Annotated in this window: 29 protein-coding genes; 11 read left to right on the top strand and 18 right to left on the bottom strand. The window is 51.6% G+C overall.

Going from position 1 to position 25,853, the window contains the following annotated elements; translation table 11 throughout:
• Positions 1–12: 12 nt before the first annotated feature.
• The 3 genes from EE896_RS20385 to EE896_RS20375 form a co-directional block, all read right to left on the bottom strand.
• Positions 13–441, bottom strand: coding sequence for a GFA family protein (locus tag EE896_RS20385; protein WP_105099677.1), 429 nt, complete (start codon positions 439–441; stop codon positions 13–15).
• An 89-nt stretch (positions 442–530) separates the two neighbouring features.
• The gene (locus tag EE896_RS20380; RefSeq protein ID WP_140915968.1) at positions 531–1,163 is read right to left on the bottom strand and encodes a LysE family translocator; all 633 of its coding nucleotides are present in this window, start codon (positions 1,161–1,163) and stop codon (positions 531–533) included.
• Between the two features lie 137 nt (positions 1,164–1,300).
• Entirely contained in the window at positions 1,301–1,810 is a 510-nt protein-coding gene (locus EE896_RS20375; RefSeq protein ID WP_008924758.1) for a GNAT family N-acetyltransferase, read from the bottom strand.
• 63 nt (positions 1,811–1,873) lie between these two features.
• Between EE896_RS20375 and EE896_RS20370 the strand changes: the two genes are divergently transcribed.
• Complete coding sequence (locus tag EE896_RS20370; RefSeq protein WP_039661367.1) at positions 1,874–2,452, top strand: XRE family transcriptional regulator; 579 nt, start codon at positions 1,874–1,876, stop codon at positions 2,450–2,452.
• Positions 2,453–2,947: 495 nt separating this feature from the next.
• Here EE896_RS20370 and EE896_RS20365 read toward each other — a convergent pair whose 3' ends face one another.
• The 3 genes from EE896_RS20365 to EE896_RS20355 form a co-directional block, all read right to left on the bottom strand.
• Positions 2,948–3,979, bottom strand: coding sequence for a methionine synthase (locus EE896_RS20365; RefSeq protein ID WP_003851594.1), 1,032 nt, complete (start codon positions 3,977–3,979; stop codon positions 2,948–2,950).
• Between the two features lie 27 nt (positions 3,980–4,006).
• Positions 4,007–4,987: a DUF1852 domain-containing protein gene (locus EE896_RS20360; protein WP_140033832.1), complete on the bottom strand. Its 981-nt coding sequence runs from the start codon at positions 4,985–4,987 to the stop codon at positions 4,007–4,009.
• A gap of 281 nt (positions 4,988–5,268) precedes the next feature.
• On the bottom strand, positions 5,269–5,979 hold the full coding sequence (locus EE896_RS20355; protein WP_008924761.1) for an IclR family transcriptional regulator: 711 nt from the start codon (positions 5,977–5,979) through the stop codon (positions 5,269–5,271).
• A gap of 173 nt (positions 5,980–6,152) precedes the next feature.
• Here EE896_RS20355 and EE896_RS20350 point away from each other — a divergent pair, with 173 nt between their 5' ends.
• The 3 genes from EE896_RS20350 (at position 6,153) to EE896_RS20340 (ending at position 8,232) form a co-directional block, all read left to right on the top strand.
• Positions 6,153–6,845, top strand: coding sequence for an RraA family protein (locus EE896_RS20350; RefSeq protein ID WP_105099674.1), 693 nt, complete (start codon positions 6,153–6,155; stop codon positions 6,843–6,845).
• A complete protein-coding gene (locus EE896_RS20345) occupies positions 6,845–7,795 on the top strand; it encodes a hydroxyacid dehydrogenase (RefSeq protein ID WP_140915950.1) in 951 nt (316 codons plus the stop codon). Before EE896_RS20350 ends, EE896_RS20345 begins: the two co-directional genes overlap by 1 nt.
• Positions 7,796–7,884: 89 nt before the next feature.
• Entirely contained in the window at positions 7,885–8,232 is a 348-nt protein-coding gene (locus EE896_RS20340; protein WP_140915951.1) for a cupin domain-containing protein, read from the top strand.
• A gap of 60 nt (positions 8,233–8,292) precedes the next feature.
• Here the strand turns inward: EE896_RS20340 and EE896_RS20335 are convergent, their stop codons facing one another.
• The 11 genes from EE896_RS20335 to EE896_RS20285 all read right to left on the bottom strand — a co-directional run bounded on the left by EE896_RS20335 (position 8,293) and on the right by EE896_RS20285 (position 18,551).
• Positions 8,293–8,736 carry a GNAT family N-acetyltransferase gene (locus EE896_RS20335; RefSeq protein ID WP_105099671.1) on the bottom strand — a complete coding sequence of 148 codons (444 nt, stop codon included), beginning with the start codon at positions 8,734–8,736 and terminating at the stop codon, positions 8,293–8,295.
• A 202-nt stretch (positions 8,737–8,938) separates the two neighbouring features.
• Complete coding sequence (locus tag EE896_RS20330) at positions 8,939–10,108, bottom strand: alpha/beta hydrolase family protein (RefSeq protein ID WP_140915952.1); 1,170 nt, start codon at positions 10,106–10,108, stop codon at positions 8,939–8,941.
• Between the two features lie 371 nt (positions 10,109–10,479).
• Positions 10,480–11,820 carry an MFS transporter gene (locus EE896_RS20325; protein ID WP_003851611.1) on the bottom strand — a complete coding sequence of 447 codons (1,341 nt, stop codon included), beginning with the start codon at positions 11,818–11,820 and terminating at the stop codon, positions 10,480–10,482.
• A gap of 644 nt (positions 11,821–12,464) precedes the next feature.
• Positions 12,465–13,091, bottom strand: coding sequence for a LysE family translocator (locus EE896_RS20320; RefSeq protein WP_003851614.1), 627 nt, complete (start codon positions 13,089–13,091; stop codon positions 12,465–12,467).
• Positions 13,092–13,122: 31 nt separating this feature from the next.
• The gene (locus EE896_RS20315; RefSeq protein WP_003851617.1) at positions 13,123–14,094 is read right to left on the bottom strand and encodes an ornithine cyclodeaminase family protein; all 972 of its coding nucleotides are present in this window, start codon (positions 14,092–14,094) and stop codon (positions 13,123–13,125) included.
• Between the two features lie 15 nt (positions 14,095–14,109).
• The gene (locus EE896_RS20310; RefSeq protein ID WP_003851618.1) at positions 14,110–14,655 is read right to left on the bottom strand and encodes a carboxymuconolactone decarboxylase family protein; all 546 of its coding nucleotides are present in this window, start codon (positions 14,653–14,655) and stop codon (positions 14,110–14,112) included.
• Positions 14,656–14,658: 3 nt separating this feature from the next.
• Entirely contained in the window at positions 14,659–15,246 is a 588-nt protein-coding gene (locus EE896_RS20305) for a type 2 periplasmic-binding domain-containing protein (protein WP_003851620.1), read from the bottom strand.
• 21 nt (positions 15,247–15,267) lie between these two features.
• The gene (locus EE896_RS20300; RefSeq protein WP_003851622.1) at positions 15,268–16,239 is read right to left on the bottom strand and encodes a branched-chain amino acid transaminase; all 972 of its coding nucleotides are present in this window, start codon (positions 16,237–16,239) and stop codon (positions 15,268–15,270) included.
• Entirely contained in the window at positions 16,236–17,645 is a 1,410-nt protein-coding gene (locus tag EE896_RS20295) for a phenylacetate--CoA ligase family protein (RefSeq protein ID WP_140915953.1), read from the bottom strand. Before EE896_RS20295 ends, EE896_RS20300 begins: the two co-directional genes overlap by 4 nt.
• Positions 17,646–17,742: 97 nt before the next feature.
• Positions 17,743–18,165, bottom strand: coding sequence for a DUF2000 domain-containing protein (locus tag EE896_RS20290; RefSeq protein ID WP_003851626.1), 423 nt, complete (start codon positions 18,163–18,165; stop codon positions 17,743–17,745).
• Between the two features lie 29 nt (positions 18,166–18,194).
• Positions 18,195–18,551: a Dabb family protein gene (locus EE896_RS20285; protein WP_003851627.1), complete on the bottom strand. Its 357-nt coding sequence runs from the start codon at positions 18,549–18,551 to the stop codon at positions 18,195–18,197.
• A gap of 161 nt (positions 18,552–18,712) precedes the next feature.
• On the opposite strand from EE896_RS20285, the gene EE896_RS20280 reads away from it, so the two are divergent.
• Together EE896_RS20280 and EE896_RS20275 are read left to right on the top strand one after the other, a co-directional pair.
• A complete protein-coding gene (locus EE896_RS20280; RefSeq protein WP_003851630.1) occupies positions 18,713–19,186 on the top strand; it encodes an Lrp/AsnC family transcriptional regulator in 474 nt (157 codons plus the stop codon).
• A gap of 435 nt (positions 19,187–19,621) precedes the next feature.
• Positions 19,622–20,422, top strand: coding sequence for an SDR family oxidoreductase (locus EE896_RS20275; protein ID WP_008924768.1), 801 nt, complete (start codon positions 19,622–19,624; stop codon positions 20,420–20,422).
• Between the two features lie 175 nt (positions 20,423–20,597).
• On the opposite strand, the gene EE896_RS20270 is transcribed toward EE896_RS20275, so the two are convergent.
• Positions 20,598–21,146, bottom strand: coding sequence for a TetR/AcrR family transcriptional regulator (locus EE896_RS20270; protein WP_003851633.1), 549 nt, complete (start codon positions 21,144–21,146; stop codon positions 20,598–20,600).
• Positions 21,147–21,274: 128 nt separating this feature from the next.
• Here EE896_RS20270 and EE896_RS20265 point away from each other — a divergent pair, with 128 nt between their 5' ends.
• The 5 genes from EE896_RS20265 to EE896_RS20240 all read left to right on the top strand — a co-directional run bounded on the left by EE896_RS20265 (position 21,275) and on the right by EE896_RS20240 (position 25,826).
• The gene (locus tag EE896_RS20265; protein WP_140915954.1) at positions 21,275–22,366 is read left to right on the top strand and encodes an alkene reductase; all 1,092 of its coding nucleotides are present in this window, start codon (positions 21,275–21,277) and stop codon (positions 22,364–22,366) included.
• Positions 22,367–22,433: 67 nt separating this feature from the next.
• Entirely contained in the window at positions 22,434–23,216 is a 783-nt protein-coding gene (locus EE896_RS20260) for an SDR family NAD(P)-dependent oxidoreductase (protein ID WP_140034039.1), read from the top strand.
• A gap of 123 nt (positions 23,217–23,339) precedes the next feature.
• Positions 23,340–24,161 carry an oxidoreductase gene (locus EE896_RS20255; protein WP_033762490.1) on the top strand — a complete coding sequence of 274 codons (822 nt, stop codon included), beginning with the start codon at positions 23,340–23,342 and terminating at the stop codon, positions 24,159–24,161.
• Complete coding sequence (locus tag EE896_RS20250; protein ID WP_140915969.1) at positions 24,161–25,183, top strand: NADP-dependent oxidoreductase; 1,023 nt, start codon at positions 24,161–24,163, stop codon at positions 25,181–25,183. The genes EE896_RS20255 and EE896_RS20250 overlap by 1 nt, the downstream gene beginning before the upstream one ends.
• Before the next feature lie 166 nt (positions 25,184–25,349).
• Positions 25,350–25,826, top strand: coding sequence for a glutathione peroxidase (locus EE896_RS20240; protein ID WP_140915955.1), 477 nt, complete (start codon positions 25,350–25,352; stop codon positions 25,824–25,826).
• The last annotated feature ends 27 nt before the right edge of the window (positions 25,827–25,853 follow it).

Here is a 25,853-nt window from a genome sequence, read left to right as displayed (position 1 = left end):
TGGCTGCTGTTATTAATCCAGTAACGTTAAGCTCGCCAATAGTGCATTCAGCGACTCAACAGGCCCGGCATGATTTGTCTCTGAACGGGTTGTGTCCCAGGGCATCGCGTCATCGGTACAGTAGTCTCCGATGCACTGCATATCGGCAGGTTCATTGAGTAAACCCACCGGGATCCAGATATAAGGCCTGTCACGCAGCGCGTTAGGTACGGTCGAACCACAGCTGGAACAAAAATCGTTGCGATAACCGGTCGGTTTACGCCAGGAAGCGAGCTGGCTTTCACCGGATAGCCAGCTAAAGTCTGTCTCATTCACCAGCGTTGCAAGATTGTAGCCGGTTCCGCTTTGCTTTCTGCAGAGTGAACAGTGGCACCGATAAAAGTGCCTGGGTGTAATCGATAGTTCAAAAGTCACGGTTCCGCAGAGACATGCGCCTTGCATTTTTTTGCCTTGTAAGTGGGGATTCTGAAATTACCCGATCATTTCAGGTTTTAAGCCAGAAGCAAAATTCTATCACTCATCATTGAAGGTCACGAGTTGCGGCTGAATATCAGTTTTAACCCTGCCAGACCAAAGCAGCAGGCTAACAGCGCATCGAGTTCCCGACGAATCCGACGGTAAAAGGCGCTCATGACGGCAGTTGAGAACAGCAGAGCATATCCACCGAAGACAAGCATACAAATGGCCGCACAGCCGCAGATAACAATAGGTAGCGTTGACGCCATCCCCTCTGGCTTCAGTGCAAATGACATAATGGCTACCCAGGTGAGAATCGCTTTAGGATTACCGATATGCATCAGGATCCCCTGCCGGAAAAGCCTGCCATAAGCTACACGATCATCGCTGGCGGTAAAGTCACTGGCTTCCGTGCGACGTAATGCTGATTTGCCCGCTTTAAAGGCCAGCCAGAGCAGATACAAGCCACCGCCGATTTTTAACACAATCAGTAACTGGGCGAAGGTTGCCAGCACGGTCAGCACACCGCAGGCGGCAAGCAGCGCCCAGATCATTGAACCACTCACGACACCCGCCGCCAGCGCCAGTGCGGCACCTCTGCCCTTTTTCATTGCCGTGCCCATTATGGCCATATTGCTCGGCCCGGGACTGGCCGTGGCGACAAGATAGGTGGTGAAGATCAGGACTAACTCGTGTGAAAGCGCCATCATTGCCTCGGTGATGCGTGGTTATCCGTCTGTTATATCGGCTGGTGTATGAATTTACAATTCATTCACACGATGTCGTCCAGCCTCCAAAGGATGTCCGCCACCGCATGCGCGCGTTAACGTTCAGGCAGTGATAGTCATGGATGTTTGCGGTCATCCAGACGCAACTGCATAAATGTCAGATCCAGCCAGCGCCCGAATTTATTGCCGACTTCTTTCATGGTGCCCGCCTCCGTGAAGCCCAGCTTTTTATGCAGTGTGATTGACGCTACATTTTCCGATTCAATGCCCGCCACCATCACGTGCTTTTTGCTCTTACAGGCAAGCTGAATTAACGTCCGCATCAGGGCATCACCTATGCCTTGTCCCCGCGCGTGATTATGAACATAAACAGAGTGTTCAACGGTGTGGCGATATCCATCCCAGGGCCGCCAGTCACCGAATGAGGCATATCCCAGCACGCTTTCATCGTTGTCCGTTGCCACTATCACAGGAAAACCCGCCTGCTGACGACTGTGTATCCATGCGATGCGGTTCGCGACATCTACCCTGCTTTCATTCCAGATAGCCGTGGTGTTAAGCACCGCATCGTTATAAATCTCAGCAATCACATCAGCATCACTTTCAATAGCCGCACGAATAATCATGGTAGACACCCCTTTGCCCATTCACTAAAGTAGATGAATTGTACACAATGATAGTTATCCATTATGTTAGATGAAATGTCCAGTAAAGAAGATAGCCTGAATATCCGGATCGGATTAAAGGTTAAAGAGGAAAGAGAAAAGCGCGGCTGGTCACTGACTGACCTTGCAGGTCACTCCGGTGTATCGCGGGCGATGATCCACAAAATTGAGCGTGGAGAGAGCAGCCCGACGGCAGTGCTGTTAGCGCGGCTTTCGGGCTCTTTTGACATGAGCATCTCGCAGCTTCTGGCCCAGACCGAAGTTCAGACAGGAACGCTGGTCAGGCACGAAAATCAGCCGGTATGGCAGGATCCTGAAACCGGCTATTTGCGTCGGCACGTTTCACCGGGTGAGATGCCGGTCGATCTGGTCAGTGTCGAACTGCCCGCCAATACCGCTGTGCCGATGCCCGCTATCTCGTATATTTCGAGACGTCAGCTTATATGGGTACTGGAAGGGTCATTGACCTTCGAAGCCGGCTCCAGCACGTATGAAATGGCGTCTGGCGACTGTCTGGAACTGGGCGATCCAGCTGATTGTGTCTTCAGAAATAGCACCAGCAAGGCGTGTCGATACGCTGTGATCGTCCTGCGGCCAGTCTGATCCGTTTATTGGCAGACATCCATGCTTGATGATGGATTTACACCGCGCTGTATCTGAACGGATTATCGCTGTTTAGCCGTGGTTATTTAACGATTATTCCCGGCATAGATATCAGGCCGCGTCATCGTCCAGATATAGTTCTCCCGGTTAGCCTTTTGGTCTGATTTTTTTCTTGTCGGTACTGATCAGATAATGGTTATGGCGCCACTCAAATATTGTATTCATCTTCGATCCTTTTACCTGATGATTGACTGACAATATCAGCTTTAACAACAGATATAACATGACGATATGAGTAAGGGATCAGGGCAGAAGATATTTTAACGATGAGGCTGGCGGGAAAAGAGAAGGTGCAGAAGATAGGTAGTAGCGTAATTTTAATGCTGACACGTATCCCTGTGCAAACCCACTCCCAGCACAGGGAATACTACTCAGTCCGGCTTTTGGTTTCTCACTAGCGAATCGCCAGCCGGACTGAGCCTGCTCAGGAAAAGTTTATTTTCCCAGAATCTCTCTGCGGACAATCTCTGCGCCGGCACTCAACGCATGCAGTTTGCCATTGGCCACCTGACGCGGCAGCGGGATCATGCCGCAGTTGGTAGAAGGATAGAGATTTTCAGCATCCACAAACTGCAGCGCCTTGCGCAGCGTGTTTGCCACTGCTTCAGGTGTCTCAATTTCATGGGTTGCCACGTCGATAGCACCGACCATGACTTTTTTACCGCGAATCAGCTCGATCAGGTCCATCGGAACGCGCGAGTTCTGACACTCCAGTGAAACGATATCGATAGCCGAACGCTGAAGTTTTGGGAATACCTCTTCATACTGACGCCACTCTGTACCCAGCGTTTTCTTCCAGTCGGTATTCGCCTTAATGCCGTAGCCATAACAGATATGAACGGCGGTTTCGCATTTCAGACCTTCGATGGCACGCTCTAACGCAGCAATACCCCAGTCATTCACCTCATCGAAGAAGACGTTAAACGCAGGCTCATCAAACTGAATGATATCCACGCCTGCTGCTTCTAACTCTTTGGCTTCCTGATTCAGGATTTTTGCGAATTCCCAGGCCAGCTTTTCACGACTTTTGTAGTGATTGTCATACAGGGTATCGATCATCGTCATCGGCCCCGGCAACGCCCACTTAATAGGACGATCGGTCAGTTTGCGCAGGATTTTCGCATCTTCAACAAACACAGGCTTCTGACGTGAGACTTCACCCACCACGGTCGGGACGCTCGCGTCGTAACGATTACGGATGCGGACCACTTCGCGCTTTTCAAAATCCACACCGCTGAGGTGCTCAATAAACGTCGTCACGAAGTGCTGACGGGTTTGCTCGCCATCACTGACGATATCAATACCGGCACGAACCTGATCGTCCAGACACAGACGCAGCGCATCTCTTTTGCCGTCAACTAACTCATCATCCTGCAATTTCCAGGGTGACCAGAGCACCTCTGGCTGCGCAATCCATGAAGGTTTAGGCAGGCTGCCCGCGGTGGATGTCGGTAATAAGGTTTTCATAGCAGGTGACCTTCTGGTTTTAATTAATCAAAGAACGAATTCAGCAGACCATTGTGCAAGAAGTGTCTGATTAGGCTTGATGAAATGCGCCTCAGTAAACCTGCCCTGCTCGACGGCCAGTCGGCTGCGCTCTTCGCGATCGTAAACAATGCGGGTTAATGAATAATCCTGATGCTGCAGCGTGGGCTGATAGCACTGTCCGGCTGCAGAATTGGCGTTATAAATTTCCGGGCGATAGATTTTCTGGAACGTTTCCATCGTACTGATGGTGCTGATCAGCTCAAGATTGGTGTAATCGCTAAGCAGGTCACCATGGAAGTAGAAGGCCAGCGGCGCAACACTGCCCTGCGGCATGAAGAAGCGCACTTTCAGACCCATTTTTCCGAAGTAAACGTCAGTCAGGGAAGGCGCATCCTGCTGATATTCGATGCCCAGTACCGGATGATGGTTACCGTTGCGCACGTAGGTGTTTTTGCTCGACACGCTCAGGCAGATAACCGGCGATTTACTGAAGCTCTCTTTATAGGCCGCTGAGTTGACAAAGCTTTTAAAAATATTGCCGTGCAGCTGACCAAAATCATCCGGCAGACTGAATTCTGACTGGCCTTTATTGTGCTCTGCAAGCACGACACTGAAATCATAATCACGCACATAGGATGAGAAGTTATTGCCGACAATCCCTTCAATGCGCTGACCGGTTTGATGATCCACGATGTGCGTTTTAAGAATTTCAATCGCCGGGAACAGCTCGTCGGAACTTTCCGGGCGAAGATTCAGCTCAGCAGAAATAATCTCAAGTTCAACAGAATAGCGATCGCTTTTAGGATTGTCCCAGTGCGCCAGCGCGTTAAAACGATTGTCGATCATCGCCAGGGCGTTGTGCAGATTTTCCTGACGTTTTTCGCCGCGCGCTAAATTAGCGAAGTTAGTCGTCGCCCGCGTATTTTTCGAAGGATTATAGTTTTCGTCGAAACGAATGCGCTTGAGGGTAAAGGCTAAATTGTTCATCGCTATCGGGTATCCTGGTCGCTGAGATGAATGGTTGTTTTAAGGGTTTATCCAGCGTTGCTATCCCTTTACAAGCATTCATATGACTCAAAGTTATTAACAATTCTTACTTTATGCCTCAACGCCGGGTTGAAAAAAAGTGATTAAATTTCAACGAACATGAAGGAAATTCATGTTGAGGTGGGGAAGTGGGGATTTTTTCATGAGAAGAGCGAGGCTTTTAACGCCGGTAGGTTAAATCCGTGTATAAAAGCCTCGCTGCAGGCGGGTTAAGCTGACCGCTAAATTTTATAAAAGTTATCGCACATCACTTTGTGCGCGCCTGATTTAATCGAAAGCCTGCTGGCCACCTCTTTCATCAGTTTACCCAATCCTCCGTCACACGTTGTCTGCGTCAGGCGTGATGCGGGCCCGGTCAGTGCCAGCGCCGCAATCAGTTTGTCACCTTCGCCAAACACCGGTACTGAGAACGCCGCGATATGCGGATCGCGTATACCTGACGTGAACAGGGGAAGCATAGGCGCAGTGTCAAACAGAGGTTCATTCAGACCCCAGTAGCGAAGCACCTGTCCGATAGCAGAATTATCCAGCGGCAGAAAGGTGCCCGGCAGGCGCGTTTCGCGTAAACCTTCCGACGGCTCGGCTCTGAAAAGGCAGAGTCGTTGCTCATTTTCCATCACATACCATGAGGCACTTTCGCCCGTCGCGGTCGCCAGTGCATGCAGTTCAGGCTGAACAATACTCGCCAGATGGAAGGACTGCTCATAGAGCTTGCCCAGATAAAGCAGTCTGGGCCCCAGAGTGTAAACGCCATTGTCGCGGCGAATCACATAGTTCATGCGCTCAAGTGAGTTCATCAGGCGATAAACCGTCGTTTTATGGTAGCCCGACAGCTGCGCCAGGGCGGTAAGCGTCAGCGACTCCTCGCCAGGTTTGAAACAATCCAGCAGCGCCAGCGCTTTTTCTACGGCAATTACGCCTTCATTCCCCATCGGTACGTCCTCCTGTGTGCGACGGCAGGCAGTTTACCGCGCAATTTGTGATTCACATCGTATTTACATCACAAATGAACGCTTAACACTGGTGCGATCGGAATTAACATAGATATAGTTGTTTTATATTGTACAACTTGATTGCACCTGGTAAAACAAACGAGGAATGATTTATGCCTAATGCAGAGAATACCTTTATCAATCGCGATATTGTCCGTGTCGCGCCAGAGCTCGTAAAACAGGCTGCGCAGTATCAGGCAGCGATACTCGCTGATGTTGCCGGACGACGTGGAACGCTGCATGGTCGCGTTAAACCTGTCTCCCCGACGATGAAAGTCGCCGGACCGGCAATTACCGTTGAAGTCAGGCCAGGCGATAACCTCGCCATTCACGCCGCACTGGCAATTGCTCAGCCAGGTGATGTGATTGTTGTCGATGGCAAAGGCGATATCAGCTGTGCCTTAATCGGGGAAATTATGTCCACTCAGGCTGAAGCTTCTGGTATCGCCGGAATCATTATTGATGGTGCGGTGCGTGATGCCGATTCACTGAGCGCAAACGGATTCCCGGTTTTCTCTGCAGGCTTGAATCCCTGCGGCCCGACTAAATCTGTTGCGGGACGCGTTAACTTCCCTGTTTCTGTGGCGGGCGCAGCCATTCAGCCAGGCGATCTTGTCATTGGTGATATTGATGGCGTCGTGGTTCTGCCGCGTGAAGCCGTTCCCGAGCTGCTCGAACTGGCACAGAAAAAACTGGATTTTGAGACCGGCCGCATTGCAGCCATTCGTGATGGCGACCTGCGCGCACCCTGGTTAGAGAAATCGCTTCAAATCGCAGGCATGCTGCACGAGGGGGAGACACTGTGATGACAACATCATCTTCCGTCATTCTGGTGACCGGCAACGATCTGGCACCGCAGGCGCTGAATCTGCTGACTGAATTCCGCATCGTTTATGCTGGCAACCAACCTGACGAAGACACGCTGTTCCAGCTCTGCCAGCAGCATAACCCTGTGGGGATTATCGTCCGCTACGGTAAAATCAACGCCCGCATCATGGATGCCGCACCTGCCCTGCGGGTGATTTCCAAACATGGCAGCGGCATTGACGTTATTGATCAAAAAGCAGCGGCAGAACGCCATATCAGTGTCCAGTCCGCGCCGGGTGCCAACGCAGCGGCCGTGGCCGAGCATACCTGGGCGCTGATTCTGGCCTGCGCCAAATCGGTGATAACGCTGGATCAGCGTATGCGTCACGGATACTGGGATAAATCCACCCATAAGTCCATTGATCTGGAAGGCAGAACACTGGGACTGGTGGGGCTGGGCGCAATTGGTGGTCGCGTTGCCCGCATTGGCCGGGCTTTTGGCATGAAGGTTCTCGCCTATGATCCTTTTGCCAAAACCTTCCCTGATGAGTGTGAGTCCTCCTCACTTGACGATTTGCTGCAACAGTCTGACGTCATTTCGCTGCACTGCCCGCTCACCGAACAGACGCGCCAGATGATTAACGCTGAGAAACTGGCGTTGTTTAAAAAAGGCGCCATTCTGGTGAACACCGCACGCGGCGGACTCATTGATGATGACGCGCTGAGCGCGGCGCTGAAGAATGGCACCGTGGCCTGGGCCGCACTGGACAGTTTCCACTCAGAACCCCTCACGGCACCACATATCTGGCAGAATGTTGAGAACGTAATTCTGTCGCCACACATCGGCGGCGTCAGTGATAACTCTTACGTGAAGATGGGCACTGTTGCAGCACGTAACATTCTGGATGTTCTGGCGGTAACGCTTAAGGAAGGAAGTCCAGCAGCGTAATTCTGAGTGTCAAAGATTAGACATGACTCACTCAGTGCTGTATCTCATACTGAAGGCACTCATTAGATTCAGCTAAAAGGACGATAAGGATGATTTCTAAGGAAAACGCAGAGCACTATGTATGGGGTGAAGAATGCGACGGCTGGAATCTGTTAAATCGTCAGGACATGCTGGTCATTCATGAAAAGATGCCGCCAGGCACGTCTGAAAAACGTCACTGGCACGCCGTCTCAAGACAATTTTTCTTTGTACTCAGTGGTGTTCTTGCCATGGAGTCAGAGGGTGAGAAACATGACATCAAGGCTCAGCAAGGACTCGAAATCCCTCCGGGAGCAAAGCATCAGGCCAGAAATGACACCGGGTTTCCGGTGGAATTTCTTGTGATTTCGCATCCATCAACCCGTGGCGATCGTGCTGACCTCCCTGAAAACGGCTGACAACTCATGAAAGCGTGCTATCGATTATCTTCTCTTCAGGTCAGCGTTGTGAGGATCTGATTAATCTTCAGTAGCCAGTGTTCTCAGGGAGTCACCCTGCAGAGAATAACTCACGATACTGTCGTTGATCTTTCCGCCAAGTGACTGGTAAAAACGGTTTGCCCGATGGTTGGATTTTTCCGCGTTCCAGCTCAGGCTGAGACACGCCTGCTTAAGGGCAAGTTGCGCCATAAACTGCATGAGTGATTTACCAATCCCTTTGCCTCTCTCATGTTGAGAGACGAAAAGTTCTTTGATGTGAAACTCACCGCTATACCGTGGAGAAGGATAAAGAATAGTGCAACAGGCCAGCCCAACGATGTGGGTACCACAGCGCGCCCTGATAACCTGTGTGCCAGAGAGTGTGCTGAACAGTTGAGTATGAAGATAGTTTTTCAACAGTGACTCATGAATAATTCCTTTACCGTAATAATATTCTTCCATTTCAGTAAAAATGTTCACCATTGATTCCCATTCCTCTGGAGGACACAGTTCTGCAGTTACTTCCACACCTATTCCTTTTTAACAATTAAACATCCCGGTCATGGGAAGGTGTCCTTATTAAGCCGTACACCCTTCCCGTAAACCTGATTAATGAGAATACACCGCAATATGCAGAGACGTTCATTCCACCCGAGGAATCACGTTACTGACCCATTTAATTTTATCACGGCATGAGGGTGTTATTGACAGCATAAATCCTGCACTTCACATTCGCGGTATGCTCATGCATCTGACAGTTGCTAAGCGCCCTCGCAGCAGCATCTTCCGTTGTGCGCGCCCGGTAAGACACTCCCCAATCACCTCTGACATCGGTAGCAAATGCTTTTTCATAAAGCTGTGCAGATTCATATTTTCTGAATGCTAAGGTTCCTGAGGCGCTATTGAGAGTCTGCGGCAGAGGCAGTCTTTCAATGCGTGTCGCCACTATCGCCTTGTATGCCAACCGCTGTTTCTGAAGAAATTCAGCGACAGGATGCCACCAGAAATCTTCAGGTGCGGATTCTATAAAAGTATGACCGTTAGTATCATAAGGTGGCATCACGATAAAGCTGGCGAGACCACCTGCTGAAGTATAAGAATGGAAAAAAGAGATGCCGGTGAAAGGCGGGAATAATGTGTCGTTTTGCGAATAGAGCCAAAGCGAAGGAATGCGCGAAGTGGCGCCCATGGAAGCAAAGCTTTTAAGTAACCCGGCTCTGTCACACAACGACCCACCCTTTCCGGCACCCCGCCCGCCGTCAAAGTTGATGATTGCCTGAACCCCTTTTGGCTGGCGGGCCCCCGTGGCCAGGACGCCAAAACCCCCCGCTGACATCCCGGCGAGAATGGCTGAATGATGGGATGCCCAGGGCTCATGCCTGATAGCGTTGAGCGCTCCCAGCAGGTCTTCAGCATCCCGTTTTCCGGCAAGATCATGCCGCGGCTCAACACAGGTACTGCCGGTATATTCAGCACCGCCGCTTGAATACCCGTAACCTTCACGCATAACGACCACCGCCGCATAGCCGTGCCGGGCGAATGCCAGTGCCATTCCTGACATCCAGTTCGGGTTCATTTCCAGCCGATCGAACTCAGCCGTCTCCGCCGTGCCTTGGGTGATAAGGGCAACAGGCCAGCGTTTATCTCCGGCGGGTCGCGTCACGAAAGCTTCCAGGAGTGCTGGCTTACCCTCTGGTAAAGTCACAGGTAGCATGAGTGGCTCTCTGACAAGACCGTTAATCTGCTGGTTTTCTTCAGCGTTAACCGCGTTCGCATTGGGTATGGAAACTGCCAGCCCTAACGTCAATATAACTATAAGCCCGCATGCTGAATGATTCAGAGAGGATGTAAACACGTTTAGCGGCTCCGTATATCCATTTTAATTGGATAAACTAGCCTGAGATTGTTTAAGTCAGTAGAGATGAGGAAAGGAATTTTCTTGTCAGATTGTTACTGATCTCTTTCTGGACGAGGATGAGTGTCAGATCGTTTTGTCGTCGTTTCAGCGCAGGTTCATGTGCACTTCTCTCAGACTTTTTAAAACCCGCCAGAAGGATGTGCAGCAGTATTGTGTTGCTGGTTTCATCATGCACTTTAGCGTTGAGGCTATCAGGCAGTTCTCACTGGTTGAGGTGTCTGCAGCAAGCGGCGCGTTAGTTACGAGGATAAAAAGCCGGGCGGTGTGACCAGCAGACATTTTGATTAATGTCTGCTGGCCTGGTGAGATTATTTGCCGACTGGCGAAGCGTTATTCTCAACGTTAATCGCCGACTCTTTTTTACGGCCCATGACCAGCACAGCGATACCTCCAGCACCGCAGAGGATAGCCAGTGGTACCATGGCAAGAGTATGACTGCCGGTCGCCTGATTAATAATGCCGTAAACGTTAACCATCAGTCCTCCCCCAATCAGATTGGCCACCGCGCCGATTGCAGCAAGGCCCGCAGCAGCAGTAGTGGATGACATCCACCCCGATGCCAGTGCCCAGAAAGGCCCTTTCATCGAATACGCGCCGATCAGAACCAACGACAGGATGACAACGCTTCCGGTCAGACTATTGGTGATGAAGGCGGACAGCAAACCACCCGCAATCAGAAACAGCGTTAACGCGGTGTGCCAGCGACGCTCGCCGCTGCGGTCAGAACTTCTGCCCCAGACAATCATAAGAACCGATGCCAGACCATATGGAATTGCATTGATCAAACCGGTGGTCAGGTTATCCAGACCAAACGATTTAAGCAGTTGCGGAGACCAGACGCTTAGCGTTGAGCCTGCCGCAGACGCACCTGCATAGATCAGCGCCATTACCCAGATATGTTTGTGACGCAGCAATTGCCAGAGAGAGATGTGACCAATGGCTTTCTTCTTCGCATTTTCAGCTTCAAGGGTGCTGTTCAGCCACGCTTTTTGTTCCTCATTTAACCAGCTGGCACTGGTGGGACGATTGCTTAATACGAAGAAGGCCGCAATCCCCAGAATCACCGCAGGAATGCCTTCCAGGATGAATAGCCAGTGCCAGCCACGCATGCCCAGCCAGCCATCCAGTGACAGAATCAGACCAGAAATTGGCGATCCAACAAAATTCGCTGCAGGAATAGCCACCATGAAAGTCGCAATCACGCGGGCACGGTACTTACCGGGGATCCAGTATGTCAGATACAGAATCACGCCCGGGAAAAATCCTGCCTCCGCGGCCCCCAGTAGAAAGCGCAGTACATAGAGGGTATTGGCGCTCTCTACAAAGGCGGTACAAACCGAGATGATGCCCCACGACACCATAATGCGGGAGATCCAGATTTTTGCGCCTATTTTCTGCATGGCGAGGTTGCTGGGAACCTCGAACAGGAAGTAACCGACGAAAAACAGACTGCTCGCAAAACCAAATACCGCTTTCGACAGTCCTAAATCTTCGTTCATCTGTAACGAAGCCATACCAATGTTGCCGCGATCGATAATGGCAATCAGATAACAAATAATCAGGAAGGGCAAAATGCGCCAGACCACCTTCTTAACGGTCTGCTGCTCAATATCGGCAGAGAAAGTCGTGATGTGCTGTTTTTCAGACATGATGATCCTCACAATTTTTTCATCACTTAACGCGCTAAGCGCAAAGTGCCTTGTTGTACTCAGTACAACATCAATGTACTCAGTAAAACTATTATCACGATAAAAAATCATCTCCGCCGGAAGATGTAATCAGGTTGTGTTATTTGTCACAGAAAAGTATGAGGCAGTTTTAGTTTATGTGACGGGCATGCCGTAAATGAGCAGGCAGCGGGGAATCTCTGGCGCTGATTAACGGTAATCGTCAGGAGGGACGCTGATCGTCGCGAAAGGGAAGCAGAGGTTAAGTAACGCAGGCCTGCGGAGGACGGTTAACTTCCATGAGGGTGAGTCGGTGAACTGCTGCGGGGCTTATCACCCTCCAGCTGCTGCGCTGGCAGCGGCCAGAGAAACCGTGCAGCGTTAACTATGTGTTATCCCGCAGCCGCAAGCTGCTGTCCGTTTCCCGCAGCATTCAGGCTGTGCAGCCTAGCCCCCCCTGCAGCCTGACGGCCACCGGCGTGGCGTTAAGCGATCAAGCTGATATCAAGGCGACAGGTCAGCCGCACGTCTTACCGCCCCTGCCGCTGACCGTCGGGTTCGCAACTGCCGCCAATCCCGGACAGACGTGCCAGTCCGCCCCTGCCGGCAGGCGGAGCCACCGGATTTTACAGCGTCTTAATGACCATGCCTGCCGCGGCCAGCATCATAATGAAACCGGCCGATCGGAAAAGGCGTCGTTGCGCTTTTTCGCTGGTGAGGAGGTGGCGTATTCTGAGCGCCGCCAGAATGAAAACTGCGCCAATACAGAGCAGGACAAATACGGTTAGTGGCACCAGCATTCCCCCCCACATCTGCAACGAGACATTATCCAGCGAGATCACCAGAGGTAATATCGCCATATAGAAAGCGATGGTCTTCGGATTGCCCAGCGTAATCGTCAGCCCGGAAAACCACGCCGATGCCAGTTCCCGTTTTGTCGCTTTCTGATTGATGTTTATCGCCTGCGGCTGGTGGCACCAGAACTGCCATGCCAGCACGCATAAATAGAGTGAAGCAGCCCAGTTAATCAGCGTAAAAATGGAGGTGTAGTTGTGCGCGATTACCGCCAGACCAAAGACGGCAATCGATAAATAGATCAAATCCCCAAGAATGAGGCCAGCCAGCATCGTAAAGCCGGTCATCAGACCGCCACTGACGCTACGGGCGACTAATGCGGTCATCCCCGGCCCCGGAATGGCGGCCGCGAGTCCCAATGCAGCCATGTAAGAGAGTATCTGAGCAGTTCCTGACATAGTGATTCCTGTCGAAAGAGAGGGCGAAAAGTTATTTCAGCGTATTGTTCATAGCGGACCGGCTTCCGGCGACGATAGCCCGGGCAAAAACCAGATCCTGCACGGCAAGCCCCACGGACTTAAACAGCGTTCTCTGTGACACAGGGAGGTCAGGACGATCGCCTGAGGTCAGCAGGGTGCCTATTTCCGTGCCTGAAGCGTCCTGAAGTAATAATCCTTGCTGTTTTGCCTTAAGTAGGCAGGAGGAGGCGTTCCAGACGGCCTCTCTGGAATCCAAATACAGATTGACCGCCGTGTAGATATCTGGCGCCACTTCCTGAAAGCCGGGGGCAGACGCCCCCACGGCATTGATATGACAGCGCGCAGGCAGATCGCTGGCGCGAAGAAACGGTGCTTTTGCCGCTGTCACCGTACAAATGATATCCGCCTGAGCGATGGCCTGAGCAGGCGTTTCCGCAACCGTAACGGGCAGCCCGGAATAGTGCTGGCACCACGCTGCAAACTGCGCCGCGCCAGCCCGGCTTCTTCCCCAGACTGAGATATACGTGATTGCACGAACGGCCATGATCATCTGAACATGTTTTCGCGCCTGAACCCCTGTTCCCAGGATTGCCAGATGGCTTGCGTTCTGGTGAGCAAGCAGGTCCGTAGCCAGTGCAGATGCGGCGGCTGTGCGTAATTCTGTCACAGACGCGGCATCAACCAGCACGATATCGCCCTCATCAGTGGCATCGTAAAGCAGGATACACCCCTCATGGGACGTAGACTGATTGTGATGATTGAAATCGACTCTGACTGTTTTGAGCCCGAATCCCGCATAGGGGCCATCCTCAATGTAAGCGGGCATGGTGCCCATCAGGGAACCCTGCTCAGAAGCGATAACACTCCGCAAAGTCTGTTTAACTTTGCCCCTGCTCATCAGGGTAAACGCCTCCCGGCTCAACTGCAGGCATGTCGCAGACGATAAAATCTGCTCAACCTGCTCACGATGGATAAATTGCATGGTGAATGTCCGTGGTTATCGCGACGAAAAGGTCTGAAAATGCGGTTCGATTTGGGTATCTGCCATGCTGTTAAGCAGCGTTGACATGGTTTTCTGGGCGACCCCAAGCACCACATCCAGCGCATTTTGCTGGCTGTACCCTGCAGCCAGAAGCGCCTTAACCGCGTTGTGCGATATCTGACCCTGAGCCAGAGCAACGTCGCGGGTAAAGTGGTATAACGCAGCCAGCTTCGCCGGCAGGGCTTCAGGTTGCTCAGTCAGCCTGCTCAGGATGTCGGCCGATACACCTTTATGCTGCGCAATCCAGCTATGCGCCTGAACCGTATAGGCGCACTGATTGAGCAGCCCTGTGGTGATCCAGACAACGGCCCGCTCCTCTTCTGTCAGCGAGCACTGAGAGAAGGCGTCATGGGCGAACTGGTAAGAAGCGAGCAGTGCGGGCGACTCTGCCATGAACGCACTTTGCCAGGGAATCCAGCCGAAACCGTCAATGGAGCTTTGCAGCAAAGGGCGGCTGGCAGCGGGTGCACTTTCAAGTGTGTGCATTTTAAACATTGTCATTTTTTATCCTTTACGAATCGTTGATGCGAAAACAGACCAGAGCATATGTATCGGGCGGGTGCGCGAAATAAAATTAAGGTTATGCAGTCTGGCGGCAATTTCTGTTGTTAACGCAATATCCACTTCACCGCAGGCCACCGCCTGTGCTGCCGCGCTGGTAGAAGACATCTCAACAATCTTTGCAATACGTAATCCGGCCGGGAGTAATTCGGCAATCAATGGAACAGGCGCCGGATGAGAGGCAACCGTCAAAGGCCTGTCCGGTAAAACCCTGTTAGCAACCAGCCCATAAAGAGGCGTGTCATAAAGGAATGTTGCTAAGAGTTTCAGACGGGTGTCCATATAAAAATCGTTAATTTTAGGGTACGCATTGGCGACAATTAATAACCCGTTCTCTTCATCAATATTTTTTCTTGCCAGTTCATAGGAGTCATCAAGATGAATCGTATGAGAGCTGTCAGAATAATGATCACCCATCCAGCGATGGAAAAATTGTGAGGCATATTCGCTGCTTGTTCCTGAAGGGCCTAAAGTATGAATGGGATAATTCACAACATGCGTTAAGCCCATATCCATAAAATGATGGCGCATCTTTTTACCTAAATTAATGAATTAACAGACAGGGGTCAGCCAGTGATTAAAGGCAGTTAACTGACCGCGGACTAACTTTTCATACAGACCTTTAACAGACAGGGAAATACTTTTCTCATCCATGCTATTCAGCTTGCGATGGTCGATCTGAATGACAGGCGATATTTCGACGCCCGTGCCTGTTAAAAAACATTCGTCCGCCGTCAGGAGTTCTGAAGGCAATATATCCCGTTGCTCGACACGCAGATCAAGGCAGGTTGTAGCCAGTTCAATGACGGTGCTGCGGGTAATACCCTCCAGAATATGAGCGGTAACCGGCGGAGTAATGAGCGTCCTGTTTTTCACAATAAACACGTTGGATGTGGTCGCTTCGGCAACGTAACCGTGGTGGTTAAGCATTATGGCGTCATCATATCCGCCACGATGAGCCGCCTCCATTGCCAGAGCCGAATTGACGTAGCTGCCGGTAATTTTAGCCCGCGCGGGAATAGAATTATCGGCAATGCGACGCCAGCCTGAAACCGTACACTTCACCCCCCCCTGCTTTATATAGGCGCGCATATTCAGACTATTAACCGAAAGCCCGCTACTGACGCCGGAGAGCTTTACGCCAAATCCGGTGCCAGGTAAAAGATGACGTTTATATGCTATCGGTCGGATATAGCAGTCGTCTTCGACATCATTTTTTTTCAGAAGCGCCAGCGTTAACGCCTTTAACGCCTGAGGTTCGGGTAGATCATCAATCAGCAGTAATAAGGCTGACTGAATCAGCCGGTTAATATGATCGTCCAGACGGAACACATTAACGGTGTTATCAGCATGATGCGCGTAACCACGAATACCTTCGAACACAGCGGTGCCATAATTGAAGGCCTGGGTGGTAACCGGTAACAGCGCGCTATCGGCGGTAATAAACTCGCCGTTGAGGTAGCTCCATAGATGGTGAGGCGACCGGGTTTCATCACGTTTATCAGCGTCACTGATTGTCATCATTCAAATCCCCGATTAATCAGCGCAAGTGCCGCGTCACGATCGCTGTTATCTGCCGCCGGACGCAGGTCATGAATACGTGCCGCTTTCCAGCTCACCATTGCAGAGGTGCCGGTTACGCGACTGGTTTCGCCATCAATCAGGTGAATGCTGACACCGGCAATGTTCTGTTCAATATGCCGTTTGACGTTGCTGAGTAACGAAGAAACATCGGCTTGCCGGTTAAACATCTCCACCGTGATGTTGAGCACATCTCTCCCTTCGCGGTTGTCAATCTGGATAGCGTAATCCAGACAGCCTTCCAGTTTTTCAAGAAGCGCGGCTTCAAGGTCCCAGGCACAGTAAGCCTGCCCGTTGAGCGTCAGGACATCGCGAACACGACCAATCGGCACAATTTTCTGGCTGCCATCCGGCATCAAGGTTGACCGTACCATGTCACCGGTACGGTAACGGATTAGCGGTTTCTGGCCCTTATAGAGATGCGTGATGACTAACTCACCTACCCCCTGTCCCGTGGTGATGTCACAGGCTGCGCCACTGAAAGGGTTGATAATCTCGTAGTAGTTGTTCAGCGGGACGGTGTAGAGGTGACTATCCTGTGCGCACACGGCAAGAATAGAAGACTCCTGTGAGGCATACATACAGCTATAGACTTTTGCCCCCCAGATCTCACCTATGTTTCTTAACAGAGGTGGCGTGGTCAATTCACCCACGGTAAGAATCAGCTTCACGCTGGTTGCCGATGGGTCCCCGCCCGAATCTTTAATGAAACGCGCTACAGCAATCGCCACGGCGGGCGTACAGACCAGTGCGGTTATCTGCAGTTCAGTAATTAATGCCATTACCCGCTTCATTCCCACGACGGGCGAACGCGGCCACATTTTGACGACGCTGTAACCCAGACTGCGGAATACATCCTCGAAGGTATCCCCGGTCGAATGAAGTTCTGTTGGCCCCATGACGCCCACCACATGATGGGGCGCAATTTGCTCAAAGATATTACGGTAATGAATAATCAGAGGCGTATTATTATGCACCGAATCGGTTTCATTACGCGGGCACGGCGTCGGCTTCCCCGTTGTGCCTGTCGTTTCGTAATAAATCCAGCTCTGATGAAGAGGGGCAGATGCCAGCGCTGCGCCTTGCATTCTCAGATCATCTTTAGTCGTGAACGGAAGAGACGTGAGACCAGCGGTAGTTAATGATTCAATATCGGAAGACGTTAAACCTTTAAAATGCTCGCGATAAAAGGGTGAATGCTCTGCAACATATTTCACCACTTCTCGCAGTTTATTATTCTGATGAAGACCAAGCTCATTCAGGCTGATATTACCCGCATGGAAGGCGCTATGCAGATAATAAACCTCCTTCGCCTGCGCGATGACTCGTTCTTTAAAAATAGCGTACATCTTCTCTTCCTTAGTCAGGATAAATTAAAATAAAAACAGGCAGGCATGCAGGGTGAGATCGCTATGCGATCGGCTGCTTAACGCGCTTTAAGATGATTTATTTGTAGAGCGGCAGATTCCCTGTCATTCGGGTCAGCTTCTTTTTAGGCCCGATAATGCCAATGGCGACCAGCTCAATATTCTCGCTTTTCACAGACGAAATTCTTTCGCCATACTCTTCATAGGTTTTACACGACTGTGCCAGTGCGCTGAATGGCATGACATACATCTCATCATCACTTTCAGCACTGGCCTGTAATTCATGCAGATAATCACCTGAAGCCAGTAGTACCGGGAGAGGCGCGTAAATAACACCGGGGTAATTGACTTCATCGAGGCTTTGCATATCAGGTCCAACGAGATTATCGACCGTGCGTCCAAAACTGATTCCGATAACGCTTGCTGCGTTCATGGCAAGACCGGCCGGGAGATCTTTATCAATAATAATCGTACAGCGATGCTGACTGGCGTCGAACTTCATCGTAATTCCTCACTTCTCTGGAATGGATCTTAATGTGCGTGCGAAAGCGTATTCAGTACAGAGAGCAAACCACGGTTTAATGTAAAGTCGCCGGGAAATTCAATATCAACCACCTTCCAGTCCGCAATATATTTCCATTTGGCGACGCCTTTCTGATGGTCAGGGTGGATAATATAGGCGTTCAAATCTTCGCGGTTCTCAAACAGGCCAATTACGACAAAATCCGCTGCGATGTCGCGTCGGGTGATATTCCTGCCACAGCTCCAACCTTTTATTTCATTAATATGATCCGGGTGAGCACGCGTGGCTCTCTCTGCATCAATAGTCTCCAGGGATGACCAACTCCACGGACTTTTCAGCGTAAACATGACGATGTGCATTAACATAGGATCCGTTCATTCCTTGTTCCGTTGATAATATTCATTAGAAAGATGAATGTATTATGCCGTAGCGGGGCAGAAAATTGTTACCTATATCATTTACCCGATGCGGATAATTAGGTAAAAATAACCCTCTAAAGCCTCTCTGTAGAAAGGAGTTTTCCCGCATGGCCCTTAGCCCGACAGATATGAAAATACTTGAAATCCTGCAGGATGATGCGCGCGTGACGAACCAGGTGCTGGCAGAGAAAATAAGCCTTTCAGCCTCGCCGTGCTGGCGCAAAGTCCGCAAGCTGGAAGAAGATGAAGTCATTCAGGGCTACCGTGCTGTACTTGACCGCAAAAAAATTGGTCTGGGCGTGATGGTTTTCATCCGGGTCGTCATTGACAGTCACAGCGAAGCCGAGGCCCGAAAATTTGAAGAGGAAGTGACTGCGCTGGAGGATGTGGTGGCCTGCTACAGTATCGGTGGCGATGCTGACTTCCTCCTGCAGGTGGTGGCGTCAGATCTCGACTCCTACGCCGATTTTGCCATGTCCGTGGTACGCCGGTTACCCGGCATCAAAGAGATGCAGAGCATGTTTGTGCTGAAGGAGATCAAACCACTCGTGACTTATCCTATTAAGAAAATGCCTGAATAGATGATGACACCGGCCTCGCTGAGGATGGCGGTTTCAGGCCGGGCCCTTTTGCCGGTCGGCCATCGCCGGTTAAGCGGGCGTCCGCTGTCTGCGGCATCAGGGCATTGCCTCCCGGTTACTCAGCTGAGCATCGGGCAGTCAATTGACCTGCCCGCCAGAAAACCTGCCAGGGTGAATCCACATTTCCTGCCCGCAGGCACTGCTCCTGCAAAGCCTGTGCAACGAAGATCCCGTCAGTCAAGCCCGTCATCGCTGCTAATCCTAAATTTCGCATCTATAATTCAGTGACTCAGGCCCAGGCATCGCATCCGGCTGACCCGCTAAGCCGCGTTTGAGTGCCTGAACGTCAACGTGTCAGCGAACAAACGCCATTCCATCCTGCACGATGCCTGCCGGGTTAACGATGCCCATTACTGACTGAATTAAGGAAGCCTCATGATCTTTTCTCTCAAAAATCAGGTTGCGCTGGTCACCGGCGCCAGCTCAGGTCTCGGCTATGCCTGTGCTGAAGCTCTCGCCAGAGAAGGTGCCTGTGTGGTGGTTAACTACCACAGTCAGGCGGAACCGGCAGAGAAACTGGTTGAAAACATCCGTGCAGACGGTGGACGTGCCATCGCAGTTAAAGGAGATGTATCGAAAGAAGCGGAGGTACAGAACCTATTCGACCAGACGATTGCTGAATTTGGCAGACTGGATATCCTGGTCGCAAACTCAGGGCTTCAGAAGGATGCGCCCTCCATTGAGATGACGCTTGAGGACTGGAACACCGTTATTAACGTCAACCTCACCGGCCAGTTCCTGTGCGCGCGCGCTGCGTTGCGACAGTTCCGCAGCCAGGAGCACCGCCCTCACCTCAGCCGCGCGGTGGGAAAAATTATTCATATGAGTTCGGTTCATCAGCTTATTCCCTGGGCCGGACACGTCAACTATGCCGCGTCAAAAGGCGGGGTTGATTTGCTGATGAAAAGCCTGGCACAGGAAGTGGGTGAAGATCGCATCCGCGTTAACTCCGTGGCCCCCGGCGCTATTGCCACGGCCATCAACGAGGAAGCGACGCAGGGCGAGGCAGGCAAAGAGTTATTGAAACTCATTCCTTACGGGCGCATCGGTGCAGCTGAAGACGTGGCGAATGCCGTCGTCTGGCTTGCCAGCGATTTATCTGACTACGTTCATGGGACAACGCTATTTATCGATGGCGGAATGAGCCTGTATCCTGGATTTCGCGACAACGGCTGACCGTGAGTCGCTGGTTCAGGAGATGGACGGCAGGTTTATATCCATCAGCCAGTACGAAATCCGGAACAGGAGGTCCTGATTTCGCACGCCTGCTGCTATAAATTACACGCCAGCAAGCTGAACACTCCCGTCAGTGCGTCGTGGCTTCATACCAGTGGAGCGGAAAAATAGGGACTCAATGTTCATCTTCATCCGGCGTAAGCAAACGCGTCCGGCAGACGTCCAGAATTTCGTCAGCGAGCCCGGAGTTGTCCGGACAGGCCCGCGAAAGCATTATCGCACCCACAAGATGCGCAAGGGTATTGATCAGTTCTGCGCGCGTTGCTTTTTCTGATTCCAGAATAGCCAGTTGCCGTTCAAGCCCGGCCGCAAATGTCTCCTGAATGGATTCAGACTGACGGGCTGCATCAGTCCCCAGAGCCGACATGACACATCCCTTTCCTCTATCATCGCGATGCTGTCTGGAAAGATAGTATTCGATAAACGTTTCGCGACTCACACCCTGGGTTTTTTCTGCGGATTGCGCAAAACCGCAGCGCATCGCTTCGGCTAACAGATCAGCTTTAGACCCGAAATGCTTATAAAACCCGCCATGTGTTAATCCTGCGGCTGACATCAGTTCTGCAACGCCTACTCCATCATAACCACGCTCGCGAAAAAGCGCTGACGCGGTTTCAACGACCCGCAACCGGTTTTCACGAACCTGCTCTTTGGACACTTTCATATTTTACCTCCTGACACAGAGCCTGATTATACATTGATTATGATCATAATCAAACCAGTTGACATTAATGATTACGATCATCATCATTAAAGAATTACTTTTGCCCGTTACTTCACCGAGGAATGATCATGACCAATGACGCGCTATTTCAAACTTATGAACTGGGGTCCATCACGCTGGCAAATCGCATAGTGATGGCTCCGCTGACCCGTAACCGGGCCGAAGCAGGACTGGTGCCGGGCGAACTGGCAGCGACTTACTACGCGCAACGTGCCACGGCAGGATTACTGATAACCGAAGCCACGCAGATTTCTGAGCAGGCGCAGGGCTATCAGGATACGCCTGGCATCTACACCCAGGCGCAGATTGACGGCTGGCGGAAAGTGACTGACGCAGTGCATGCGAAAGGTGGGCGCATATTTGTACAGCTATGGCACGTGGGTAGGATTTCACACGTCGATTTACAGCCCGGCGGCGCTGCACCAGTCGCACCCTCGGCCATCCGCGCTGAAACTAAAACCTTTGTGAACAACGGATTCGCTGACGTCTCTGAACCCCGCTCCCTTGAACTGCATGAAATAAACGAGATTGTCGCTGACTTCAAAAAGGCGTCGGCTAATGCCATTGCCGCCGGTTTTGATGGCGTAGAAATACATGGCGCGAATGGCTACCTGCTGGAACAGTTTCTGAAGGATGGTGCCAACCAGCGGACCGATGAATATGGCGGTTCTGTAGAGAATCGTGCGCGCCTGCTGCTGGAAGTCGTGCAGGCCGTCAAAGATGAGATCGGCGCAGAGCGTACGGGCGTTCGCATCTCACCTGTCTCTCCCGCCAATGCGATTTCATGCAGCGATCCACAGCCACAATATGACTATGTGGCAGACCAGCTTAATGCTTCAGGTATCGCCTATCTGCACGTCGTCGAAGGGGTAACGGGCGGTCCCCGTGATGCAACGCCGTTCGATTACACGTCGCTGCGTCGCCGCTTCAGAAACACCTATATCGCTAATAATGGCTATGACCTGGCGCTGGCATCTGAGCATCTTGCACAGGATAAAGCCGATTTATTCGCGTTCGGCCGCCCCTTCATTTCTAACCCTGATTTAGTCGAAAGAATGAAGACGGGCGCGCCTCTGGCCCCTCTCAATCCTGAAACACTGTATGGCGGTGGAGCACAAGGCTATACCGATTATCCGTCACTAAGCGGTACCAGCGAATAAATTCCTGGGTGTGCTTAACATACTTCGCCGACGGCGATTCTTACCCACTAACAAAGAAGATAAAATGATGAAAAAACCTTCAGTTCTTATCACCGGGGCATCCGCAGGAATTGGTGCGGTCTATGCAGAACGGTTTGCCCGCCGTGGACATGACCTTGTTCTGGTTGCTCGCGATAAAACAAAACTGGAAGCCCTTGCGAAACGACTGCGAGAGGAACACACCATTTCCGTGGATGTTCTGCCTGCCGATCTGACTCAAGCGGGTGATTTAACCACAGTAGAAGCGCGCCTGCGTGAAGATGCGGGGATAGGTATTCTTATCAATAACGCGGGTATCGCTCAGTCCGGCAGTTTTACCGAGCAAACACCGGATTCCATGGAAAAGCTTATCGCCTTAAACGTAACCGCCCTGACGCGACTTGCCAGTGTTGCGGCTACCCGTTTTGCCGACGCCGGAGAAGGTTCAATCGTCAATATCAGTTCAATCGTTGGACTCGCCCCGGAATTTGCTATGACGGTCTACGGCGCAACCAAAGCCTTTGTTCTGTTCCTGTCTCAGGGAATGAACGTAGAGCTGTCATCAAAAGGGATTTATATCCAGGCGGTACTTCCGGCGGGGACTTACACCGAAATATGGAATCGCGCCGGTATCGACATCACTAACGCGCCGAAAATGATGGAAGTCGGCGAACTGGTTGACGCCGCTCTGGCAGGCTTTGACCGCCGCGAGCTCGTGACGATTCCGCCTTTGCATCATGCTGAGCGCTGGGATGTGCTGGATACCGCCCGTCAGGGGCTGCTGTCAGACATCAGACAGGATGAAGCAGCAGATCGCTACAAAACGTTGTAATAAAGGTCATTTCAGCGGAACCCTCCATCGGGGTTCTGCTGAGAGTGAAGCCAATGATTAATCTGCGGCTGCGTCTCTTTTCCTGCAGAAAAATCCAAACGCAAACTTAAGGTCATACTCATCATGACACCAATACGTGTAGCACTTGTGACTGGCGCATCTTCAGGAATTGGCGAAGCCTCTGCTAATAAACTTCTTGCGGCGGGTTATCGGGTCTATGGCACAAGCCGGCGTGGTCCGGCGGCAGGTGAACACGCTTTTCCCTTACTGCCACTGGATGTAACGGATGACGCGTCGGTTAAGGCTGCCATTGAGGCGTTAATCCAGCGGGAGGGCCGAATCGACCTTCTCGTGAACAACGCGGGCTTCGGGGTTTCTCCGGCAGCCGCAGAAGAGAGTTCTATTGAGCAGGCGCGGCAGATCTTCGACACCAATTTTATGGGTATTGTAAGAGTGACACGGGCCGTGCTGCCCCACATGCGCCATCAGGGCAGTGGGCGCATTATTAACATCGGTTCGATTCTCGGCATCGTGCCATTGCCCTATGTCGCCCTGTATGCCGCCAGTAAACATGCCGTAGAGGGTTACTCGGGCGCACTCGATCATGAACTGCGCACACAGGGTATCAGGGTCTCCGTCATCGAACCGGCATACATAAAAACGCAGTTTGAAGCTCACAATATAGAACCAGACGCAAAGCTTGAAGCGTACGAACTCATTCGGGCTAAGTTAACGAAGGTGGTCAGTAAGGCAATGGCTACAGCAGAAAGCGCTGAGGTGGTGGCAGAGGTCGTGGTTAACGCGGCGCAGAGCGCACGGCCAAAAGTACGCTATACAGCAGGAACGCTGGCTGCAAAACTCAATTTTATCCGCCGTTTTGCGCCCGCTTCATTGCTCGACAAAGTTGTGCGAAACAGCCTTCAGCTTGATGCGAGAAATGAATGATGAAAACCCGAACGATGAAAGCTTTTACGTTTAAACGCTACGGAAAATCACCTGAACTGGGGTTTGAAGAGAGCGATTATCCTTCTCACGGCGATGAAGACATTCTGGTGAAGGTGTATGCCGTAGGTCTGAATCCCATCGATAACATGATCCCTGCGGGAACGTTCAAGCCGGTTTTGCATTTTAAGCTGCCCGCTACGCTCGGCAGCGATCTGGCGGGTGTGGTTGTCGCAACCGGGAGTCGCGTGACGCGCTTTAAGCCGGGTGATGAGGTTTACGCCAGCATTTTCGATACCGGTACGGGTTCTCTGGCCGAGTATGCGCGGGTTCATGAAAGTCACGCCGCAATAAAGCCAAAGAATCTGGATTTCGTTCAGGCGGCTTCGCTTCCGATGGTGAGTCTGACGTCATGGCAGGCATTCACAGAGAGAACCTCTCTGCAGGCGGGACAGAAGGTCTTCATTCCGGCAGGTTCAGGAGGCATCGGCAGCTTTGCGATCCAACTGGCGAAACATCTTGGCGCAAAGACAGGAACGACGACCAGTACGGCTAATGTGGAATGGGTCAGTCGGCTGGGTGCAGATGAAGTGGTTGACTATAAAAAACAGGAGTTCGAACAGGTGCTGAGGGATTATGATGTTGTTCTCGGTACGCTCCGTGGGGATGCCATTGAGAAATCCACGCAGATCCTAAAACCCGGTGGGAAAATAGTCTCTCTGATTGGACCTTTAGACGCTGATTTCGCGCGAGCCAGACACCTGAACATCGTTCTGCGGTTAATATTGAGCCTGATGAGCCGTAAGATTGTGCGGCTTACAAAAAAACGTGGCCTGCATTATTCCTTTCATTTTGTGCGTCCCGATGGCAATCAGCTCAGCCATATAGCCAGCCTGATTGAAGCGGAACACATTAAGCCGGTGATCGACAGAGTTTTCCCTTTCACCAAAACTCAGGAGGCGCTTGACTGGCTTCAACAAGGGCGTGCAAAAGGTAAAGTTGTGGTTAAGGTTCAGCAGGAATAGCCCCCGACTCTCATCGGGAGCGAAAGATCATTCTGTACGCTGGCGGCAGAGATTGGCATCAGGATTACGGGTCTGTGAGCGCACTCTCTGCCGGGCACCATCTCCCTCCGCTGTTCGTGCTGTGCTACTGTTAACGCATACCGGGTTTTGCTCAGAGGAGGGTGACATGTCTCCCTTTTATCAATTTAAGGCCGCCAGCCTCAATGGTGAGCTTATCTCAATGAACGACTTCGCAGGCAAAGTGGTTCTGGTGGTGAATACCGCCAGCCATTGTGGATTCACGCCCCAATACGCAGGTCTTGAAGACCTCTACAAAAAGTATGCTGCTCAGGGACTGGTGGTGCTGGGATTCCCCTGCAATCAGTTCGGTAAACAGGAGCCCGGCGGAGCCGACGAGATCGCGCAGACATGCCACATCAACTATGGTGTGAGTTTCCCGATGTTCGGCAAGGTAGAGGTTAATGGCGCCGCAGCCCATCCGATTTTTCGGTACCTGAAAGAGGAATTGCCCGGCGTGCTGGGTGGGCGTATTAAATGGAACTTTACTAAGTTCCTTATCGGGCGCGACGGCAAACCGATCAAACGATTTGCCCCAACCACCACGCCCGGGAAAATGGAAGCCGCCATTATTGCTGCCCTTTAAGGGGCTGCATTAAAGGCATGCAGCCCT

Source organism: Pantoea eucalypti, assembly GCF_009646115.1.
In the GTDB taxonomy this organism is placed as follows: domain Bacteria; phylum Pseudomonadota; class Gammaproteobacteria; order Enterobacterales; family Enterobacteriaceae; genus Pantoea; species Pantoea eucalypti.
The sequence above is the reverse complement of the archived record's forward strand: the minus strand, read 5'-3'. Positions and strand labels throughout refer to the sequence as shown.

What these genes read in the sequence shown, in the direction of transcription:
- EE896_RS20385 (WP_105099677.1), bottom strand. Translation starts at nt 441, where the DNA reads ATGCAAGGCGCATGTCTCTGCGGAACCGTGACTTTTGAACTATCGATT.
- EE896_RS20380 (WP_140915968.1), bottom strand. Translation starts at nt 1,163, where the DNA reads ATGGCGCTTTCACACGAGTTAGTCCTGATCTTCACCACCTATCTTGTC.
- EE896_RS20375 (WP_008924758.1), bottom strand. Translation starts at nt 1,810, where the DNA reads ATGATTATTCGTGCGGCTATTGAAAGTGATGCTGATGTGATTGCTGAG.
- EE896_RS20370 (WP_039661367.1), top strand. Translation starts at nt 1,874, where the DNA reads ATGTTAGATGAAATGTCCAGTAAAGAAGATAGCCTGAATATCCGGATC.
- EE896_RS20365 (WP_003851594.1), bottom strand. Translation starts at nt 3,979, where the DNA reads ATGAAAACCTTATTACCGACATCCACCGCGGGCAGCCTGCCTAAACCT.
- EE896_RS20360 (WP_140033832.1), bottom strand. Translation starts at nt 4,987, where the DNA reads ATGAACAATTTAGCCTTTACCCTCAAGCGCATTCGTTTCGACGAAAAC.
- EE896_RS20355 (WP_008924761.1), bottom strand. Translation starts at nt 5,979, where the DNA reads ATGGGGAATGAAGGCGTAATTGCCGTAGAAAAAGCGCTGGCGCTGCTG.
- EE896_RS20350 (WP_105099674.1), top strand. Translation starts at nt 6,153, where the DNA reads ATGCCTAATGCAGAGAATACCTTTATCAATCGCGATATTGTCCGTGTC.
- EE896_RS20345 (WP_140915950.1), top strand. Translation starts at nt 6,845, where the DNA reads ATGACAACATCATCTTCCGTCATTCTGGTGACCGGCAACGATCTGGCA.
- EE896_RS20340 (WP_140915951.1), top strand. Translation starts at nt 7,885, where the DNA reads ATGATTTCTAAGGAAAACGCAGAGCACTATGTATGGGGTGAAGAATGC.
- EE896_RS20335 (WP_105099671.1), bottom strand. Translation starts at nt 8,736, where the DNA reads ATGGTGAACATTTTTACTGAAATGGAAGAATATTATTACGGTAAAGGA.
- EE896_RS20325 (WP_003851611.1), bottom strand. Translation starts at nt 11,820, where the DNA reads ATGTCTGAAAAACAGCACATCACGACTTTCTCTGCCGATATTGAGCAG.
- EE896_RS20320 (WP_003851614.1), bottom strand. Translation starts at nt 13,091, where the DNA reads ATGTCAGGAACTGCTCAGATACTCTCTTACATGGCTGCATTGGGACTC.
- EE896_RS20315 (WP_003851617.1), bottom strand. Translation starts at nt 14,094, where the DNA reads ATGCAATTTATCCATCGTGAGCAGGTTGAGCAGATTTTATCGTCTGCG.
- EE896_RS20310 (WP_003851618.1), bottom strand. Translation starts at nt 14,655, where the DNA reads ATGACAATGTTTAAAATGCACACACTTGAAAGTGCACCCGCTGCCAGC.
- EE896_RS20305 (WP_003851620.1), bottom strand. Translation starts at nt 15,246, where the DNA reads ATGCGCCATCATTTTATGGATATGGGCTTAACGCATGTTGTGAATTAT.
- EE896_RS20300 (WP_003851622.1), bottom strand. Translation starts at nt 16,239, where the DNA reads ATGATGACAATCAGTGACGCTGATAAACGTGATGAAACCCGGTCGCCT.
- EE896_RS20295 (WP_140915953.1), bottom strand. Translation starts at nt 17,645, where the DNA reads ATGTACGCTATTTTTAAAGAACGAGTCATCGCGCAGGCGAAGGAGGTT.
- EE896_RS20290 (WP_003851626.1), bottom strand. Translation starts at nt 18,165, where the DNA reads ATGAAGTTCGACGCCAGTCAGCATCGCTGTACGATTATTATTGATAAA.
- EE896_RS20285 (WP_003851627.1), bottom strand. Translation starts at nt 18,551, where the DNA reads ATGTTAATGCACATCGTCATGTTTACGCTGAAAAGTCCGTGGAGTTGG.
- EE896_RS20280 (WP_003851630.1), top strand. Translation starts at nt 18,713, where the DNA reads ATGGCCCTTAGCCCGACAGATATGAAAATACTTGAAATCCTGCAGGAT.
- EE896_RS20275 (WP_008924768.1), top strand. Translation starts at nt 19,622, where the DNA reads ATGATCTTTTCTCTCAAAAATCAGGTTGCGCTGGTCACCGGCGCCAGC.
- EE896_RS20270 (WP_003851633.1), bottom strand. Translation starts at nt 21,146, where the DNA reads ATGAAAGTGTCCAAAGAGCAGGTTCGTGAAAACCGGTTGCGGGTCGTT.
- EE896_RS20265 (WP_140915954.1), top strand. Translation starts at nt 21,275, where the DNA reads ATGACCAATGACGCGCTATTTCAAACTTATGAACTGGGGTCCATCACG.
- EE896_RS20260 (WP_140034039.1), top strand. Translation starts at nt 22,434, where the DNA reads ATGAAAAAACCTTCAGTTCTTATCACCGGGGCATCCGCAGGAATTGGT.
- EE896_RS20255 (WP_033762490.1), top strand. Translation starts at nt 23,340, where the DNA reads ATGACACCAATACGTGTAGCACTTGTGACTGGCGCATCTTCAGGAATT.
- EE896_RS20250 (WP_140915969.1), top strand. Translation starts at nt 24,161, where the DNA reads ATGAAAACCCGAACGATGAAAGCTTTTACGTTTAAACGCTACGGAAAA.
- EE896_RS20240 (WP_140915955.1), top strand. Translation starts at nt 25,350, where the DNA reads ATGTCTCCCTTTTATCAATTTAAGGCCGCCAGCCTCAATGGTGAGCTT.